Here is a 16,743-nt window from a genome sequence, read left to right as displayed (position 1 = left end):
GCCCGGGGCACCCGCGACGAGAAACTAGGCTCGGGTCATGACGTCCGCGACCCGTGCCCTCTGGATCGGTACCTATCCGCACCCCGCGACGGGCCGCGGCGAGGGCGTGTGGCGTGCCGAGCTGGACACCGAGCGCGGCGCCTTCGTCGGTGCCTCGCTGGTCGTCGAGACGCCGTCGCCGTCGTTCCTCGCGGTCGCGGATCACACCCTCTACGCGGTCGGGGAGACGCAGGAGGGCACGGTGTCGGCCTTCGCGGTCGGGCCCGACGGCGGCCTCGCGGCCCTCGGCTCGACCGTCCCCACGGGCGGGGACTCGCCCTGCCACGTGGTGGCGACCGGTGGCGGCGTGCTCGTCGCGAACTACGGGGACGGCGTCCTCTCGGTCGTGCTGACCGCCGAGGGCGGCGCGCTCGACGCGGCGGGCGGCACGGGTGTGCGGCACCAGGCGCACGCGGGCTCGGGCCCCGTGGCCGACCGGCAGGAGGGTCCGCACGCCCACTTCGTCGCCCCGCTCGCGGACCTGGGCGCGGCCGACGACGGGAGCGGCGACGTGCTCGTCGTCGACCTCGGGACCGACGAGCTGCGCCGCCACGACCCGGCCGCGCCCGACGGGACCCCGGCGCGCGTCGTCGCGACGTTTCCGCCCGGCACGGGCCCTCGCCACCTCGCCGCTCTCCGGGATGGTCACCTCGTCGTGGTCGGCGAGCTCGACCCGGCGCTCTTCGTGCTCGCCCCCGCGGGCTCGGGCACCTACGACGTCGTGGCCCGGTACGACGCGACGCACGCCGCCGCACCCGGAGGCGCGCCCAGCTTCCCGTCCCACGTGGTCGTCAGCGCGGACGGCACGCGCGTCCTCGTGGCGGTGCGGGGTGCGGACGTCCTCGCGGTCCACGCGGTCGTGCCCGGCGCCGACGGCGCCGCCCCCGCCCTGGAGCACCTCGCCGACTCGCCGGTCGGCGGGGCCTGGCCGCGCCACTTCGCCGTCCTGAGCGCCGAGGCGTCCGCGGGCGCACCCGCGCACGACCTCGTCGTCGTCGCGAACCAGGACGACGTCCCCCGCGCCGAGAGCGCGGGGGAGGCGGGCGGCGACGAGCCGACGTCGAACCTCGCGCTCCTGCGCGTCTCGCGCGCGGACGGGACGGCCGAGGTGCTCGACGTCCTCGCGCTGCCGGCCCCGGCGTGCGTCGTGGAGGCCTGACCGCTCGTGGACGCCCTCCCGGTGGACCCCGCAGCGGGCGCGACGAGCCCGCTGCGCGTCGCGATGCTGTCGGTGCACACCTCGCCGCTGGACCAGCCCGGGACGGGCGACGCCGGCGGCATGAACGTGTACGTCACCGAGCTCGCGCACGCGCTCGCCCGGCGCGGGGCGCAGGTGGAGATCTTCACGCGCGCGACGGCGTCGTCCCAGCCGCCGCGCGTCGAGGTGTCGGACGGCGTCACGGTGCGCCACGTCGTCGCGGGCCCGTTCGAGGGTCTCGACAAGCACGACCTGCCGGGCCAGCTGTGCGCGTTCACCGCGGGCGTGCTCCGTGCGGAGGCCCGTCACCACGTGGGCTGGTACGACGTCGTGCACACCCACTACTGGCTGTCCGGGCAGGTCGGCTGGCTCGCCGCCGACCGGTGGGACGTCCCGCTCGTCCACACGATGCACACCCTCGCGCGCGTGAAGAACGCCGCGCTCGCCCCGGGCGACGCGCCCGAGCCGCTCGGCCGGATCATCGGCGAGGAGCAGGTCGTGGCGGAGTCCGACGCGCTCGTCGCCAGCACCGACGCCGAGGCGCAGGACCTCGTGCGCGACTACGCCGCGGACCCCGCGCGGGTGCACGTGGTGCCGCCGGGGGTGGACCTCGACCTGTTCTCGCCCCGGCCGGAGCAGCGCCGCACGCTCCGCGCGGACCTCGACCTCCCCGCGGACGGCGGCCTGGTGCTCTTCGCGGGCCGGGTGCAGCCGCTCAAGGGCCCCGACGTGCTCGTCCGGGCGCTCGGCGAGCTCGCCGAGCGCGGCGCGCCCGTGCCGACGCTCGTCGTGCTCGGCGGCCCCAGCGGTCGCCTCACGGCCGTGCGCGAGCTCGAGGCCCTCGCCTACCAGATGGGCGTCAGCGACCGCGTCGTCGTGCGCCCGCCGGTCCCGCGCGAGGAGCTCGTGCGCTACTACCGGGCGGCCGACGTCGTCGCCGTCCCCTCGCACAACGAGTCGTTCGGCCTCGTCGCCGCCGAGGCGCAGGCGAGCGGCACGCCCGTGGTCGCGGCCGCCGTCGGCGGGCTGCGGACCGTCGTGGAGGACGGCGTCTCGGGGGTTCTCGTCCCCGGCCACGAGCCGACCGCCTGGGCGCGCGCGCTCGCCGACCTCCTCGCCGACGACGCGCGCCGCGAGGCGCTCGGCGCGGGCGCGCGCCGGGTCAGCGAACGCTTCGGCTGGGATGCCGCCGCCGTCCGCATGCTCGACGTCTACGCGCAGGCGAAGAAGGTCCGCGCGGCCCGCTGACGACCCTCCGCCGGGCGGGACGCGCGGCCGGGATCAGACGACGTCGTCGGACCGCTCCAGGACCAGCACCGGGATCTCGCGCGACGTGCGCGTCTGGTACTCCGCGTACGGCGGGTAGGCCGCGACCGCGCGCTCCCACCAGAGCGCCTTCTCCTCGCCATGGACCTCGCGCGCCACGTAGTCGTGGCGCTCGGCCCCGTCCTGGAGCTCGACCTGCGGGTGGGCGACGACGTTGTGGTACCAGACCGGGTGCTCCGGCGCCCCGCCGAGCGACGCGACGACGGCGTAGGTGCCGTCGTGCTCGACGCGCATGAGCGGCGTCTTGCGCACCTTCCCGGACCGGCGCCCGAGGGTCGTGAGCACGACGACGGGCATCCCGTTCAGCGTCGTGCTCCTCGTCCCGCCGGACGCCTCGTAGGACTCGGCCTGCTTGCGCGACCAGGCGCTCGGGCTCGGTGCGTACTCTCCGTCGATCGGCATGCCCGCCCCAACGCGCGACCACGCCTCACGATTCCCGCAGGCGCGCGGACCTTCGTCCCACGGCCGACGGCGACGGTCACCATCACGTGGGACGCGGGTGCTGCGCCGTGGCCCCGTGCGGCAGGATGGACGCCATGACCTACACCCTCGTGCTGCTCCGCCACGGCGAGAGCGACTGGAACGCGAAGAACCTGTTCACCGGCTGGGTGGACGTCCCCCTGTCCGAGAAGGGCACCGAGGAGGCGAAGCGCGGCGGTGAGCTGCTGGCCGAGTCCGGCGTCCTGCCCGACGTCGTGCACACCTCGCTCCTGCGTCGCGCCATCACGACCGCGAACCTCTCGCTCGACGCCGCCGACCGCCACTGGATCCCGGTCAAGCGCTCCTGGCGCCTCAACGAGCGCCACTACGGCGCCCTGCAGGGCAAGGACAAGAAGCAGACGCTCGAGCAGTACGGCGAGGAGCAGTTCATGCTCTGGCGCCGCTCGTACGACGTCCCGCCGCCCGAGATCGAGCTCGGCTCGGAGTTCTCCCAGGACACCGACCCGCGCTACGCCGACGCCCCCGTCGTGCGCACCGAGTGCCTCAAGGACGTGCTCGAGCGCGCGCTCCCGTACTGGGAGGCCGAGGTCGTCCCCGACCTCAAGGCCGGCAAGACCGTGCTCGTCGCGGCCCACGGCAACTCGCTGCGCGCCCTCGTCAAGCACCTCGACGGCATCTCGGACGCCGACATCGCGGGCCTCAACATCCCGACCGGCATCCCGCTCCTCTACGAGCTCGACGAGAACCTGAAGCCCGTCACGAAGGGCGGCCGCTACCTCGACCCCGAGGCCGCCAAGGAGGCCGCCGCGGCGGTCGCCAACCAGGGCCGCTGAGCCCCGACGCCGCACGACGACGGCGGTCGCCCACCTCCTGGTGAGCGACCGCCGTCTGTGTCTCTTGCGGGCGTTGCTGTCGTCGGGTCCGCGTTGCGGGTCGGGTCTCAGGCCCGCGTGGCCGGGTCCGCGGTGGTCTCGGCGCTCGGGGCTGCCGCGCCGTCGCCCTGGTCTGTCGGGCGTGGGTCCTGGGAGCGCGGCTCTGACGCCCCTCCACCACCGAGCCCACCCCACCGCTCCACCGTCCCGGCACCCGGGCACCCGGGCAGACGGCCGAGCCACGCCGGGACAGCCGTGGTCCACCGAAGTAGAACCGTGGTCCCGCGAGGTAGAACCCTGGTGGCGCGAGGTAGAACCCTGGTGGCGCGAGGTAGAACTCTGGTTCACCGCGTGGAGGCCCGGAGCGTCCGGCTTGAGCCTGTGGCCCGCTGACGACGGCGGTGGGCGGCCTGAACCAGCGTCGCCCCTCGCGATTCCGAGACGCGAGAAGTGACCCCGGAACCGTTCGATTCCGGGGCCACTTCTCACCTCTCGCCCCCACCCACCCCGACACCCAGGGCGGCCCATACCGCCGTCGTGCACGGTGACCACGGTTCTACCTCGCGTGACCGGGGTTCTACCTCGCGCGACCACGGTTCTACCTCGGCAGAGCCTGGTTCTGCCGAGGGGTCACGCGGTCGCGCGGGCCGAGCCTGCCGGGGTGCCTCGGTCGTCGGCGAAGTCGCCGGTGACGAGGTACGTCACGCGCTTCGCGATGGAGACGCCGTGGTCGCCGAACCGCTCGTAGTAGCGGCCGACGAGCGTGACGTCCACGGTCTCCTGGGCGGTGCCGGACCACGTGCCGTCGAGCAGCGCGGTGAAGGTGTCCTGGTGCAGCTTGTCGAGCAGGTCGTCGTCGCGCTCGATGTTGGCGGCGACGGTGAGGTCGCGCGTCGTGAGGAGCGTCGTCGTGCGGCGGGCCACGCGGACGGCGGCCTCGTGCATCTGCTCGAACGTGCGGTGCAGCGGTGGGACGATCGCGTGGGCGGGGTAGCGGCCGCGCGCGACCTGCGCGACGTGGCGGGCGAGGTCGCCCATCCGCTCGAGCGTCGCGCTCATGCGCAGGGCGCTGACGACGACGCGCAGGTCCGTCGCGACGGGCTGCTGCTGCGCGAGGAGCAGGACGCAGCGCTCGTCGAGCTCGCGCTCGATGGCGTCGATGGAGTGGTCGGCGGCGATGACCTGCTGCGCGAGCTGGAGGTCGGCCGTGAGCAGCGCCTGACCGGCACGGTTCACCGCCGACTCCACCAGCCGGCTCATCTCTGCCAGGTCGTCGCCGACCTGCCTCAGCTCGGCCTCGAAGATCTCCCGCATCGCATCCCTCTCGTCGTGACCGGTCGTTCCGGTCCATGACGCCGTGCACCTGGTCGCGCCGGTAGGCACGCCCGGCACGCCGTCGGCTCCCCACACCGTTCCAGGCTCGGTCGACCGTGCGGTGAACTCCAGGGCGCCGCGAGGTGAACACTTCGCCGCCATACCGCGTGCGGGCCTCGGATCGACCGGGAGGCGCCGTGGGCGACCGTACGCTGGAGGGGTGGGAGCCGAGAGTTTCATCGAGGGCGCGACCGTGCTGCTCGCCGGGGTCGTGGGCGTGGTGGTCGGCGTCGTCGCCGCGATCGCGTTCCGGGTGAGCGAGCGCCAGCAGCGTGCCGCGCACGCCGAGCCGCAGGCCGACCTCGACGAGGGGCTGGTGCGGGTCCTCGCCGTGCTCCGGTCGGCGGCGGTCGTGCTCGACGACGAGGGCGACGTCGTGCGCGCGAGCCCGCCCGCGTACGCGCTGGGGGTCGTGCGGGGCGACGTGATCGCGCACGCCGCGATCCGCGACATGATCGACGACGTGCGCCGCGACGGTGTGATCCGTGACGAGGAGCTCGAGCTCCCGCGCGGCCCGGTCGGCCGCGGCACGGTGCTGCTCCAGGTGCGGGTCGCTCAGGTCGGGCCGCAGCACGTGCTCGTGCTCGCCGAGGACCGGACCGAGGCCCGGCGGGTGGAGGCGATCCGCCGCGACTTCGTCGTCAACGTGTCGCACGAGCTGAAGACGCCGGTCGGCGCGCTCGCGCTGCTCGCCGAGACGGTGCAGGACGCCGCGGACGACCCCGTCGCGGTGCGCCGGTTCGCGGCCCGCATGCAGTCGGAGGCCACGCGGCTGTCGGCGCTCGTGCAGGAGATCATCGAGCTCTCGCGCCTGCAGGTGGCGGGTGCGCTCCAGCAGGTGACCGTCGTGCCGACCCGGGAGGTCGTGGAGGAGGCCGTGGACCGCGCCCGCACGACGGCGCAGGGCAAGGGCATCACGCTCACGACGGGCGGCGACCTGGACGCGGAGGTCTACGGCGACCACAACCTGCTCGTCACGGCGGTGCGCAACCTCCTGGACAACGCGGTCGCGTACTCGGGGGAGAACACCCGCGTCGGTGTCGGCGTGACGCGCGCGGGCGAGCTCGTGGAGATCGCCGTGGTCGACCAGGGCATCGGCATCGCGGCCGACGAGCAGACCCGGGTCTTCGAGCGCTTCTACCGGGTCGACCCCGCTCGCTCGCGCGACACGGGCGGGACCGGCCTCGGCCTCAGCATCGTCAAGCACGTCGCCGCCGACCACGGCGGCGACGTCACCATGTGGTCGGAGCCCGGACGCGGCTCGACCTTCACCCTCCGCATCCCGGCGGCGGACCCGCAGCCCGGGCACGCGAGGACCGAGGCGGGGACGGGCGTGCCGGCGCCACGTGCCGCGGCCCAGGACCATGACGCCACCGCCGGGGCACGTGCCCCGGTCGGGCACGGCGTACAGAGCACGGACGGAAACAAGGAGGTAGGCGCGTGACGCGCATCCTGGTGGTGGAGGACGAGGAGTCGTACCGCGACCCGTTGGCGTACCAGCTGCGACGGGAGGGCTTCGACGTCGTCGAGGCCGCGACGGGCACCGAGGCGCTGGAGCGGTACGACGCCGACGGTGCGGACCTGGTGCTCCTCGACCTCATGCTCCCCGGCCTCAGCGGGACCGAGGTCTGCCGCGAGCTGCGCCAGCGTGGCGACGTCCCCGTCATCATGCTCACCGCGAAGGACTCGGAGATCGACAAGGTCGTGGGCCTCGAGCTGGGTGCCGACGACTACGTGACGAAGCCGTACTCGTTCCGCGAGCTGCTCGCGCGCGTGCGGGCCGTGCTGCGGCGCCGGGGCGGGGAGACCGGGGCCGACCTCGCGCCGGAGAGCGCGCTCGAGGTCGGGCCCGTGCGCCTGGACGTCGAGCGGCACACCGTCACGGTGGACGGGCAGGTCGTGCCGTTCCCCCTCAAGGAGTTCGAGCTCCTCGAGCTGCTCCTGCGCAACGCGGGCCGCGTCCTGACGCGCGGGCAGCTCATCGACCGCGTGTGGGGCACCGACTACGTCGGCGACACCAAGACGCTGGACGTCCACGTCAAGCGCATCCGGTCGAAGATCGAGCCCGAGCCGGCGACCCCGCGCTACCTGCTCACGGTGCGCGGCCTGGGGTACAAGATCGCCGACGGCGCCGTCGTCCAGGCCTGAGCCACCGCCTGTCGCGGCCGTCCACCGGCGGCACGGAAGGTCTGTGCACTGTTCATCCCTCGTTCACCCGCTCTGGGGTAGCGCGTCACCCGGCGCTCCTACCGTCGGGATCGTCACCGGCGCTCGCTGGTGCCACCAGACGCTTTGAACAGGATGGAACGAAGAGTGAAGCTCAGCCGATACTCACGTGCTGGATCTGCCGTCGTCATCGGTGCCCTCGCGCTCACCCTGGCCGCGTGCAGCTCCGGAGACGACTCGAACGACGCCGGTGGTGCCGAGGAGACCGGGAGCAGCAGCGACCTGGAGAGCCTGAGCGGCGAGCTCGCCGGCGCGGGTGCCAGCTCGCAGGAGAAGGCCGTCGAGGGCTGGGTCGCCGGCTTCGGTGACATCGCCCCCGGCGTGACGGTCACCTACGACCCCGTCGGCTCCGGCGGCGGCCGCGAGCAGTTCATCGCGGGCGCGACGAAGTTCGCCGGCTCGGACGCCCCCCTGGACGAGGAGGAGCTGGCCGCCGCGCAGGAGCGCTGCTTCGGCGGCGACGTGCTCGAGCTCCCGCTCTACATCAGCCCGATCGCGGTCGTCTACAACCTGCCCGACGTGGACGCCGCCAACGTCCAGATGTCGGCGGAGACGCTCGCCAAGGTCTTCAACGGCGAGATCACGACGTGGAACGACCCGGCGATCGTCGCCGAGAACGAGGGCGTCGAGCTCCCGGCCATCGAGATCATCCCGGTGCACCGCTCGGACGAGTCGGGCACCACGGAGAACTTCACCGAGTACCTCGCGGCCGCCTCGAACGGCGCGTGGCCGCACGAGGCCAGCGGCGACTGGCCCGTCGAGGGTGGCCAGTCCGGCGCCCAGACGCAGGGCCTCATCGACACGGTGAGCGGCGCCGAGGGCGCGATCGGCTACGCCGACGCCTCGCGTGCGGGCGACCTCGGCACCGTCGCGATCAAGGTCGGCGAGGAGTACGTGCCGTTCTCGCCGGAGGCCGCGGCCGCCGTCGTCGACGCCTCGCCGCGTGCGGAGACCGCGACCGAGACCCAGCTCGTGGTCGAGCTCGACCGCGCCACGACCGAGCCGGGCGCCTACCCGCTCGTGCTCATCTCGTACTCGATCGCGTGCGGCACGTACGACGACCAGGCCGACGTGGACAACGTCAAGGCCTACCTGACCTACGTCGCCAGCGAGGAGGGCCAGGCCCGCGCGGCCGAGCCCGACGTCGCCGGCTCCGCCCCGATCTCGGACGACCTGCGCGCCGAGGTCCAGGCCGCGCTGGACAGCATCACGGTCCAGGGCTGACGCACCGCGGGCGGGCGGGGAGCACGGCTCCCCGCCCGTCCGCGCCGGTCTGCCTGCACCTCCTCCCACACCCGACGGAGCACCAGTGAGCGTCACCAGCCCACCCCGGCAACGCACCGAGCCGAAGCCCGCGACCCGACGCACGTCGGCCGGCATCGGCGGCCGCGTCTTCTCCGGCCTCGCGCACGGCGCCGGCATCCTCATCCTCGTCACGCTCGCGGCGGTCGCGGCGTTCCTCGTCATCGAGGCGTGGCCTGCGCTGACCGCCAGCCCCGAGGACCTCGCGGAGATCTCGTGGTTCTCCGGCGGGTCGCTCCTGGCCTACATCGGCCCGCTCGTCTTCGGGACGGTCCTCGCGTCCGTCCTGGCTCTGCTGCTGGCCGTCCCCGTCTCGGTGGGCATCGCGCTGTTCATCTCGCACTACGCGCCGCGCCGGCTCGCCCAGAGCCTCGGGTACCTCGTCGACCTGCTCGCCGCCGTCCCCTCCGTCGTGTTCGGCCTGTGGGGCGCGCTGTGGCTCGCGCCGGTGCTCGACCCGTTCTTCCGCTGGGTGTCCTCCTCCCTCGGGTTCATCCCCCTGTTCGAGGGCTACCAGGCGCCGGCGCGCAACGTCATGACGGCGGCCGTCGTGCTGGCCGTGATGCTGCTGCCCATCGTCACCGCGGTCTCGCGCGAGGTGTTCCTCCAGACCCCGACGCTCCACGAGGAGGCCTCGCTGGCCCTCGGCGCGACGCGCTGGGAGATGATCCGCCAGGCCGTGATCCCGTTCGGGCGCTCGGGGGTCATCAGCGCCGCGATGCTCGGGCTGGGCCGTGCGCTCGGCGAGACCATGGCCGTCCTCATGGTCATCTCGCCCGGGATGCTCTACTCGTTCTTCCTCCTCAAGCCCGGTCAGCACCAGACGATCGCGGCCAACATCGCGGCGCAGTTCCCCGAGGCGTCGGGGCTGTCGGTGAGCGTCCTCATCGCCACCGGCCTGGCCCTGTTCGTCATCACCTTCGCCGTCAACTTCGCGGCCCGGGCGATCGTCGCCCGCCGCAAGGACTTCTCGGGAGCCAACTGATGACCGTCGACACTCCCGTGCAGCAGACGGCGCTCCAGCTCACCACGGGCGGCACGCGGCTGCCCCGCTGGGTGCCGTACGCGTTCGTGGGCGGCTCGCTCGTCGTGGCCTTCCTCGTCCTGCTCGTCGTCGCGGACCCGACGCTCGGGGGCGTCTTCGGGCTCGGCGCGGTGCTCTACGCGGTGGGCCTGACGATCACGTCCCGCGTGGTCGAGGGCGCGCGGTACGCCGCCGACCGCCTCGCGACGACGCTCGTGACCTTCGCGTTCCTGCTCGCCATGATCCCCCTCGTCTCGCTCGTCTGGACGGTGGTCTCCTACGGCATCGAGCGCTTCAGCTGGGAGTTCCTCACCACGGACATGGTGGGCGTCTACGGCTCGATGACGAGCGGCGGCGTCTTCCACGCGATCGTCGGCACGCTGCTCGTCACGCTCGCGTGCGCCGTCATCGCCGTCCCGCTGGGGCTCCTCACCGCGATCTACCTCGTCGAGTACGGGCGCGGTGCCCTGGCACGCGGCATCACGTTCCTCGTGGACGTCATGACCGGTATCCCGTCCATCGTCGCGGGCCTCTTCGCGTTCGCGCTCTTCACGCTGATCTTCGGGCCCGCGTACCGTGCCGGCATCATGGGCGCGGTCGCGCTCGCCGTCCTGATGACCCCGGTCGTCATCCGCTCCGTCGAGGAGATGCTGCGGCTCGTGCCCAACGAGCTCCGGGAGGCGTCGCTCGCGCTCGGCGTCCCGAAGTGGCTGACCATCGTCAAGGTCGTCCTGCCGACCGCGATGGCGGGCATCGTCACCGGCGTGATGCTGGCCGTCGCGCGGGTCATCGGAGAGACGGCGCCGCTCCTCCTGACGATCGGCCTCGTGAACCAGGTCAACTGGGACCTCTTCGACGGCCGCATGGCGACCCTGCCGGTGTTCGCCTACCGCCAGTGGGCGCAGGGCGGCTCCGGGGTGGACCGTGCCTGGGCCGCGGCCCTGACCCTCATCATCCTCGTGATGCTCCTCAACCTCGCGGCGCGCCTCGTCAGCCGCTGGTTCTCACCCAAGAAGGCCCGATGAGCACCGCGACGTCCGCCCGCAGCGGCGGCGAACCCACGACCCCTCGGCACGCGGCCCGCACGGGCGCCGGGACCCCGGAAGGACCGAACGACATGAGCAACCGGATCGACGTCAAGGACCTCAACATCTTCTACGGCGACTTCCTCGCCGTGCAGGACGTCAGCATGACGATCGACCCGAAGTCGGTGACCGCGTTCATCGGTCCGTCCGGCTGCGGCAAGTCGACGTTCCTGCGCACCCTCAACCGCATGCACGAGGTCATCCCCGGTGCGCGCGTCGAGGGCACGGTCGCCATGGAGGGCGTCGACCTGTACGGCAACGACGTGGACCCCGTCGCCGTGCGCCGCCAGGTCGGCATGGTCTTCCAGCGGCCGAACCCGTTCCCCACGATGTCGATCAAGGAGAACGTGCTCGCGGGCGTCAAGCTCAACAACAAGCGCATCTCGCGCAAGGACGCCGACGAGCTCGTCGAGCAGTCGCTGCGCGGCGCGAACCTCTGGAACGAGGTCAAGGACCGCCTCGACCGGCCCGGCTCCGGCCTCTCGGGCGGCCAGCAGCAGCGCCTGTGCATCGCGCGCGCCATCGCCGTGAAGCCGCAGGTGCTCCTCATGGACGAGCCCTGCTCCGCGCTCGACCCGATCTCGACGCTCGCGATCGAGGATCTCATCGCCGAGCTCAAGGACGAGTACACGATCGTCATCGTCACGCACAACATGCAGCAGGCCGCGCGTGTGAGCGACCGCACGGCGTTCTTCAACATCGCGGGAACGGGCAAGCCCGGCCGCCTGATCGAGATGGACGAGACCGCGACGATGTTCTCGTCGCCGACGCAGCAGGCGACAGAGGACTACATCTCCGGTCGCTTCGGGTGAGCTGAGGTCCGGTCGCCGCCGTGGAGGCGTGGCCGTGACGCACGACGGCGCCGTCCCCGCGTGAGGGGCGGCGCCGTCGTCGTTCCGCGTCAGGGGACGAGGTGCGCGTACTCCTCGAGCGTGCCGTCGAGGACGGGCAGCGACAGGGCCTTCTCCTCGCCGCTCGAGACGCTCACGGTGACCGGGAGCACCGCGCCCGGTGCGGCGTCGACGCGGCCGAACATGGCCTCGAAGCCGTCCTCGGCCCCGAGGTAGACCGTCTCGCCGGCAGCGACCGGGACGGTGAGCGCCGCGCCGCCGTCGGGCAGGACGTCGAACTCGACGTCCTCGGAGGAGTCGTTCGCGAACGCACCGATCAGCGTGCCGGGCTCGCCCTCCGCGGCGCTCACGACCATGAGGTTGAGGCCGCGGAGCTCGCCCGTCAGGTCGACGCGCAGGCCGTCCGAGGGGGAGTAGGGACGGTCCGTCTCGATGGGGGAGCAGGCAGAGGCGACGACGACGCTCGCGACCACGACCGGGACGGCCCAGTACCGCGGCCGGCGGGCCGTCCGGGATGCCGCTCGGGACGCTGCTCGGGGGGTCGGGGTGCTGGTCACGTGCTCTCCAAGGCGCGAGGGTGGCAAGGTTCTCCGCCGCTCAGCCTAGTGTGTCGGCGCCCGCGCGGCGGCCGGTGAGGGTGGCTCGCACGCCCTGCGTGAGCGGTGTCACGCCACCGGGGCCCGCGTCGCTGGTGGTGGAGGTTCTGTGTCGCCGGGCCGAGGCCGTCGCCGGGTGACGTCCGGGGCAGATCGCGAGGTCCTCGCGCACGGGCCTGACCTGCACGGACACCCGTCCGGGAGGGTCGCGCGGCGCCCGTGGGGCTCGGGATTCCGCCATTTCGCGTGTTAGGATGGACCTCCGCGAAAGGGGACATCTGCAGATGACGTTCACAGTAGGCGAGACCGTTGTCTACCCGCATCACGGTGCCGCACTGATCGAGGAGATCAAGACGCGCACCATCCGCGGAGAGGACAAGATCTACCTCAAGCTCAAGGTCGCTCAGGGCGACCTGACCATCGAAGTCCCAGCCGAGAACGTCGACCTCGTCGGCGTGCGTGACGTCGTCGGCCAGGAAGGCCTCGATCGCGTCTTCGAGGTGCTGCGTGCACCCTACACGGAGGAGCCGACCAACTGGTCGCGCCGGTACAAGGCGAACCTCGAGAAGCTCGCGTCGGGCGACGTGATCAAGGTGGCCGAGGTCGTCCGCGACCTCTCCCGCCGCGACGCGGACCGCGGCCTGTCGGCCGGCGAGAAGCGGATGCTCTCGAAGGCGCGCCAGATCCTCGTCTCGGAGCTCGCGCTGGCGGAGCACACCGAGGAGGACAAGGCCGAGGCGATCCTCGACGAGGTCCTCGCCTCCTGAGGTCGCAGGCCTCGCCTGCCCTCGCGTTCGACCACCGGGGAGGGCGCCGTCCGAACGGGCGGTGCCCTCCCCGTCGTCGTGCCGGTACCGTGTGCCCGTGCCGACACTCGCCGTCCTCACCGCCGCGGGCTCCGGGACGCGTCTCGGCATGGACCTGCCGAAGGCGCTCGTGGAGCTCGACGGCCAGCCCCTCGTGGTGCACGCCGCGCGCCGGCTGTGCGCGTCCGGCGTCGTCGACGTGCTCGTCGTGACAGCCCCGCCCGGCCTGCGCGACCACGTCGCCGCCCTGCTCCGGGACGACCCGGCGGTCGACCGCGCGGTGCACGTCGTCGAGGGCGCCGGCACGCGGCAGGCGTCGGTGGCTGCCGGACTGCGGGCCGTGGTCGAGTCGGACGCCCTCACGGGAGCCGTCGACGTCGTCCTCGTGCACGACGCCGCGCGCCCGCTGGCGCCGCCGACGCTCGTCCGGCGCGTGGTGGCAGCCGTGCGCGCGGGCCACGCCGCCGTCGTGCCCGGGCTGCCGGTGGCGGACACGATCAAGCGCGTCGCGAGAGCGCAGGGCCCGGCGACGGTCGAGACGGTCGTCGAGACGGTGGACCGGTCCGTCCTGCGCGTCGTGCAGACGCCGCAGGGCTTCGACCGCGCCGTCCTCGAGCGGGCGCACGCTGCCGCCGCGCACCGCGCGGACGACGAGGGAGCCGCCGCGACCGACGACGCCGGGCTCGTCGAGGCGCTCGGCCTCCCCGTGCACGTCGTGGCCGGGGACGTGGCCGCGGCGAAGATCACGACCGCGCACGACCTGCGCGTCGCCGCCCTGAGCCTGGCCGCCGACCTGGAGGAGGAGAGATGACCACCGCCGCAGACCCGCCGCCGTCGGACCCTCGCGCGCAGGCCCCCACCCCCACGGTGCCGCCGAGGACCCCGCTGCCCCGCACCGGCGTGGGAGTCGACGTGCACGCGTACGCCCCCGAGGGCGAGGACCGCGAGCTCTGGCTCGGCGGCCTGCACTGGCCGGGGGAGCGCGGGCTCGCCGGCCACTCGGACGCCGACGTCGCCGCGCACGCGGCGGCGGACGCGCTGTTCTCGGCGAGCGGGCTCGGGGACCTGGGGTCGAACTTCGGCACGAGCGCGCCGGAGTGGGCGGGCGCGAGCGGTGCCCGGCTGCTCACGGAGGCCGCGCGCCGCGTGCGAGCCGCGGGTTTCGAGATCGGCAACGTCGCGGTCCAGGTGATCGGCAACCGGCCCCGGCTGGGACCGCGCCGGGCGGAGGCGGAGGCAGCGCTGAGCGCGGCGGCGGGCGCCCCGGTCGCCCTCACGGCCACGACGACCGACGGTCTGGGGCTCACGGGCCGCGGCGAGGGTGTCGCGGCGATCGCGACGGCGCTCGTGGCAGTGCGCAGCGGATGAGAGGCTGGGCACGGCAGCGGGTGCCGGGGCCCCTGCCAGCAACTACGATCGCTGGGAGCGCGACGAGGTGTTCGACTTCCCGCAGTACGACACAGGGATGAATCGCACATGAACCGAATGTCCGTCGAGGAACGCCGGGCGCAGCTGGTGGATGCCGCGATGACCGTCGCCGTCCGCGAGGGCGTCGAGGCCGTCACGATCCGCGGGGTCGCGGCGGAGGCGGGGGTCTCGCTGGGCGTCGTGCACTACTGCTTCGAGGACAAGGACGAGCTCCTCCAGGCGATGGGCAACAGCCTCGCGCTCGTCGCCTCCGAGCCGGTCCGCGCGGCCCTCGACGTCGACGGCGACGTCACGACGCTGGCGCACGCGGCCGCCGACGGGCTGTGGCGAGGGCTGACCCCTCGCCGCCACATGCGTCTCCTGACGTTCGAGTTCGCGACCGCGGGCGTGCGCAGCAGGGCCCTGCGCTCGGTGGCTCACACCCACCTCGAGCAGACGTGGGCGATGACCCGCGGCTTCCTCGAGAACGTCGCCGAGCGCGGCGACGTGACGTACTCGGTGGACATGGGCTTCCTGTCGCGCATCGTCGCCGGGTACATCGACGGCATCGAGATCGCCTGGCTCGTCGAGCAGGACGACGAGACGGCCATCCGCAGCTTCCACGCGCTCGCCGAGTACGTGCTCTCTCTCATGGTGCGCCCGGACGGGACGCCCGTGCGTCCCGACGGGCCTCAGGCGGTGGCCTCCACGTCGGACGGGACGGACTGAGGCGCAGGCCCGAGCACGCGGTCGGTGTACGGGTTCGCGAAGACGCCCTCGGGGTCCGCGGCGTCGCGCACGGCCACGAAGTCCTCGAACCGCGGGTAGAGCGCGGCGAGCCGGTCGGCGCCGAGACCGTGCAGCTTGCCCCAGTGGGGCCGCCCGTCCACCTCCGCGACGATGCGCTCGACCGCGTCGAAGTAGCGCTCGTGAGACAGCCGCTCGTACTGGTGCACGGCGACGTACGCGGTCTCGCGGCCGTGGGCCGTCGACAGCCACACGTCGTCGGCCGCGGCGAAGCGGACCTCGACGGGGAACGGCACGTGCTCGCCGGACCGGTCGAGCCAGCCGTCGATGCTCGCCAGGACGTCGGCGAGGCGCTCGCGCGGCACGGCGTACTCCATCTCGCGGAACCGGACGCGGCGCGACGTCACGAACACCTGGTGCGACGGCGCGACGTAGGTGCGCGGCGCGAGCGCACGCGCCGAGACGGCGTTGAGCCGGGGCGTGACCCGCGGGACGGCGGTCGCGAGCCGGTTGACGAGCTCGAACGCGCCGTTGGACAGCAGCTCCTCGTCGACCCACGTGCGGGCGCGGGCGACCGGGCCGGGGCCCGAGTCCCGCAGGCGCGCGAGCTCCGCCGTCTCGTCGTCAGGAGCGAGGCGGTTGTTGCGCTTCGTCAGCGCGCGTCGCGTGTGCGGGAACCAGTAGAACTCGAAGTGGTCGTTGCCGCCGACGAGACCGCCCGGGTCGTCGTCCGGGGCCGCCAGTCCCTCGAGGACGCGGTCGAGGGGCCACGGCTCCTCCTGGGCGCGCAGGAGGAAGGCCGGGACGACCTCGAGCGTCACGGCCGACAGCACGCCCGTCGCGCCGAGGCCGAGCCGGCTCGCCTCGAACAGGCCCGGGTCGTGCGTCGGGGACGCCTCGCGGACCGTGCCGTCGGGCCCGACGACGCGCACGCCCCGCACCTGCGTCGCGAGCCCGCCGAGCCGGGCGCCAGTGCCGTGCGTGCCCGTCGAGATCGCGCCCGCGACCGACTGGCGGTCGATGTCGCCCAGGTTGCGCATCGCGAGACCCGCGGCGGCGAGGGCCGCGTTGAGCCGGTGCAGCCGGATGCCCGCACCGACGGTCACGAGGATCTCGTCCGCGTCCTCGTCGCGCGCGATGCGCTCGACGAGGCTCACGCGGTCGAGGTCGAGCAGGAGCCCGTCCGTCACGGCGGCGGGCGTGAACGAGTGCCCGGCGCCCACGGCGCGCACGTGGAGGCCGTCCTGTGCCGCGCGCGCGACGAGCGCGGCGAGCTCGGCCTCGTCGCGCGGCGTCGCACGACGGCGGGGGGTGGCCGTGGCGGTACGGGCCCAGTTGGTCCAGGGGAGTGCGTCGTCGCTGCTCACACGACGTACCTTCTCACGAGGTGGAGCCGCTCCCGACGGCCCGGCGACGGCCGCGCGGGGCCCCGTGCGTGGCGTACCTTCT

At 73.5% G+C, this 16,743-nt stretch carries 17 protein-coding genes; 13 read left to right on the top strand and 4 right to left on the bottom strand.

What is annotated here, in order from left to right; all coding sequences use genetic code 11:
* Window positions 1-37: 37 nt before the first annotated feature.
* Both ACMXGY_RS16930 and mshA read left to right on the top strand, forming a co-directional pair.
* Window positions 38-1,198: a lactonase family protein gene (locus ACMXGY_RS16930; RefSeq protein ID WP_483774146.1), complete on the top strand. Its 1,161-nt coding sequence runs from the start codon at window positions 38-40 to the stop codon at window positions 1,196-1,198.
* Window positions 1,199-1,261: 63 nt separating this feature from the next.
* Window positions 1,262-2,485 carry a D-inositol-3-phosphate glycosyltransferase gene (mshA, locus tag ACMXGY_RS16925; protein WP_483776885.1) on the top strand — a complete coding sequence of 408 codons (1,224 nt, stop codon included), beginning with the start codon at window positions 1,262-1,264 and terminating at the stop codon, window positions 2,483-2,485.
* 33 nt (window positions 2,486-2,518) lie between these two features.
* Here mshA and ACMXGY_RS16920 read toward each other — a convergent pair whose 3' ends face one another.
* Window positions 2,519-2,965: a nitroreductase family deazaflavin-dependent oxidoreductase gene (locus ACMXGY_RS16920; RefSeq protein ID WP_483774145.1), complete on the bottom strand. Its 447-nt coding sequence runs from the start codon at window positions 2,963-2,965 to the stop codon at window positions 2,519-2,521.
* A gap of 134 nt (window positions 2,966-3,099) precedes the next feature.
* Between ACMXGY_RS16920 and ACMXGY_RS16915 the strand changes: the two genes are divergently transcribed.
* The gene (locus tag ACMXGY_RS16915; protein ID WP_483774144.1) at window positions 3,100-3,837 is read left to right on the top strand and encodes a phosphoglyceromutase; all 738 of its coding nucleotides are present in this window, start codon (window positions 3,100-3,102) and stop codon (window positions 3,835-3,837) included.
* Between the two features lie 669 nt (window positions 3,838-4,506).
* Here the strand turns inward: ACMXGY_RS16915 and phoU are convergent.
* Window positions 4,507-5,190, bottom strand: coding sequence for a phosphate signaling complex protein PhoU (gene phoU, locus ACMXGY_RS16910; protein WP_483774143.1), 684 nt, complete (start codon window positions 5,188-5,190; stop codon window positions 4,507-4,509).
* A gap of 220 nt (window positions 5,191-5,410) precedes the next feature.
* Between phoU and ACMXGY_RS16905 the strand changes: the two genes are divergently transcribed.
* The 6 genes from ACMXGY_RS16905 (at window position 5,411) to pstB (ending at window position 11,699) form a co-directional block, all read left to right on the top strand.
* On the top strand, window positions 5,411-6,694 hold the full coding sequence (locus tag ACMXGY_RS16905) for a sensor histidine kinase (protein WP_483774142.1): 1,284 nt from the start codon (window positions 5,411-5,413) through the stop codon (window positions 6,692-6,694).
* Window positions 6,691-7,398 carry a response regulator transcription factor gene (locus ACMXGY_RS16900; protein WP_483774141.1) on the top strand — a complete coding sequence of 236 codons (708 nt, stop codon included), beginning with the start codon at window positions 6,691-6,693 and terminating at the stop codon, window positions 7,396-7,398. Before ACMXGY_RS16905 ends, ACMXGY_RS16900 begins: the two co-directional genes overlap by 4 nt.
* 165 nt (window positions 7,399-7,563) lie before the next feature.
* A complete protein-coding gene (pstS, locus tag ACMXGY_RS16895) occupies window positions 7,564-8,700 on the top strand; it encodes a phosphate ABC transporter substrate-binding protein PstS (RefSeq protein WP_483774140.1) in 1,137 nt (378 codons plus the stop codon).
* An 85-nt stretch (window positions 8,701-8,785) separates the two neighbouring features.
* Complete coding sequence (gene pstC, locus ACMXGY_RS16890) at window positions 8,786-9,763, top strand: phosphate ABC transporter permease subunit PstC (protein WP_483774139.1); 978 nt, start codon at window positions 8,786-8,788, stop codon at window positions 9,761-9,763.
* Window positions 9,763-10,827: a phosphate ABC transporter permease PstA gene (gene pstA, locus ACMXGY_RS16885; RefSeq protein ID WP_483774138.1), complete on the top strand. Its 1,065-nt coding sequence runs from the start codon at window positions 9,763-9,765 to the stop codon at window positions 10,825-10,827. The genes pstC and pstA overlap by 1 nt, the downstream gene beginning before the upstream one ends.
* Window positions 10,828-10,919: 92 nt before the next feature.
* On the top strand, window positions 10,920-11,699 hold the full coding sequence (gene pstB / locus ACMXGY_RS16880; protein WP_483776884.1) for a phosphate ABC transporter ATP-binding protein PstB: 780 nt from the start codon (window positions 10,920-10,922) through the stop codon (window positions 11,697-11,699).
* A gap of 89 nt (window positions 11,700-11,788) precedes the next feature.
* Here pstB and ACMXGY_RS16875 read toward each other — a convergent pair whose 3' ends face one another.
* The gene (locus tag ACMXGY_RS16875) at window positions 11,789-12,295 is read right to left on the bottom strand and encodes a hypothetical protein (protein ID WP_483774137.1); all 507 of its coding nucleotides are present in this window, start codon (window positions 12,293-12,295) and stop codon (window positions 11,789-11,791) included.
* A 323-nt stretch (window positions 12,296-12,618) separates the two neighbouring features.
* On the opposite strand from ACMXGY_RS16875, the gene ACMXGY_RS16870 reads away from it, so the two are divergent.
* From ACMXGY_RS16870 to ACMXGY_RS16855, 4 genes are all read left to right on the top strand, one after another.
* On the top strand, window positions 12,619-13,101 hold the full coding sequence (locus ACMXGY_RS16870; protein ID WP_031315710.1) for a CarD family transcriptional regulator: 483 nt from the start codon (window positions 12,619-12,621) through the stop codon (window positions 13,099-13,101).
* Window positions 13,102-13,198: 97 nt separating this feature from the next.
* Window positions 13,199-13,951 carry a 2-C-methyl-D-erythritol 4-phosphate cytidylyltransferase gene (gene ispD, locus ACMXGY_RS16865; protein ID WP_483774136.1) on the top strand — a complete coding sequence of 251 codons (753 nt, stop codon included), beginning with the start codon at window positions 13,199-13,201 and terminating at the stop codon, window positions 13,949-13,951.
* Window positions 13,948-14,508 carry a 2-C-methyl-D-erythritol 2,4-cyclodiphosphate synthase gene (ispF, locus tag ACMXGY_RS16860; protein WP_483774135.1) on the top strand — a complete coding sequence of 187 codons (561 nt, stop codon included), beginning with the start codon at window positions 13,948-13,950 and terminating at the stop codon, window positions 14,506-14,508. The genes ispD and ispF overlap by 4 nt, the downstream gene beginning before the upstream one ends.
* Window positions 14,509-14,616: 108 nt before the next feature.
* A complete protein-coding gene (locus tag ACMXGY_RS16855) occupies window positions 14,617-15,276 on the top strand; it encodes a TetR/AcrR family transcriptional regulator (RefSeq protein ID WP_483774134.1) in 660 nt (219 codons plus the stop codon).
* Here the strand turns inward: ACMXGY_RS16855 and ACMXGY_RS16850 are convergent.
* Window positions 15,240-16,661 (bottom strand): D-arabinono-1,4-lactone oxidase, encoded by a 1,422-nt coding sequence (locus ACMXGY_RS16850; RefSeq protein WP_483774133.1) that lies wholly within the window; start codon window positions 16,659-16,661, stop codon window positions 15,240-15,242. The two genes, ACMXGY_RS16855 and ACMXGY_RS16850, sit on opposite strands and share 37 nt — an antisense overlap.
* Between the last annotated feature and the right edge of the window lie 82 nt (window positions 16,662-16,743).

This window comes from Cellulosimicrobium sp. G4 BAM 1002, from assembly GCF_057126935.1.
This window is presented reverse-complemented; position numbering and strand designations above follow the sequence as displayed.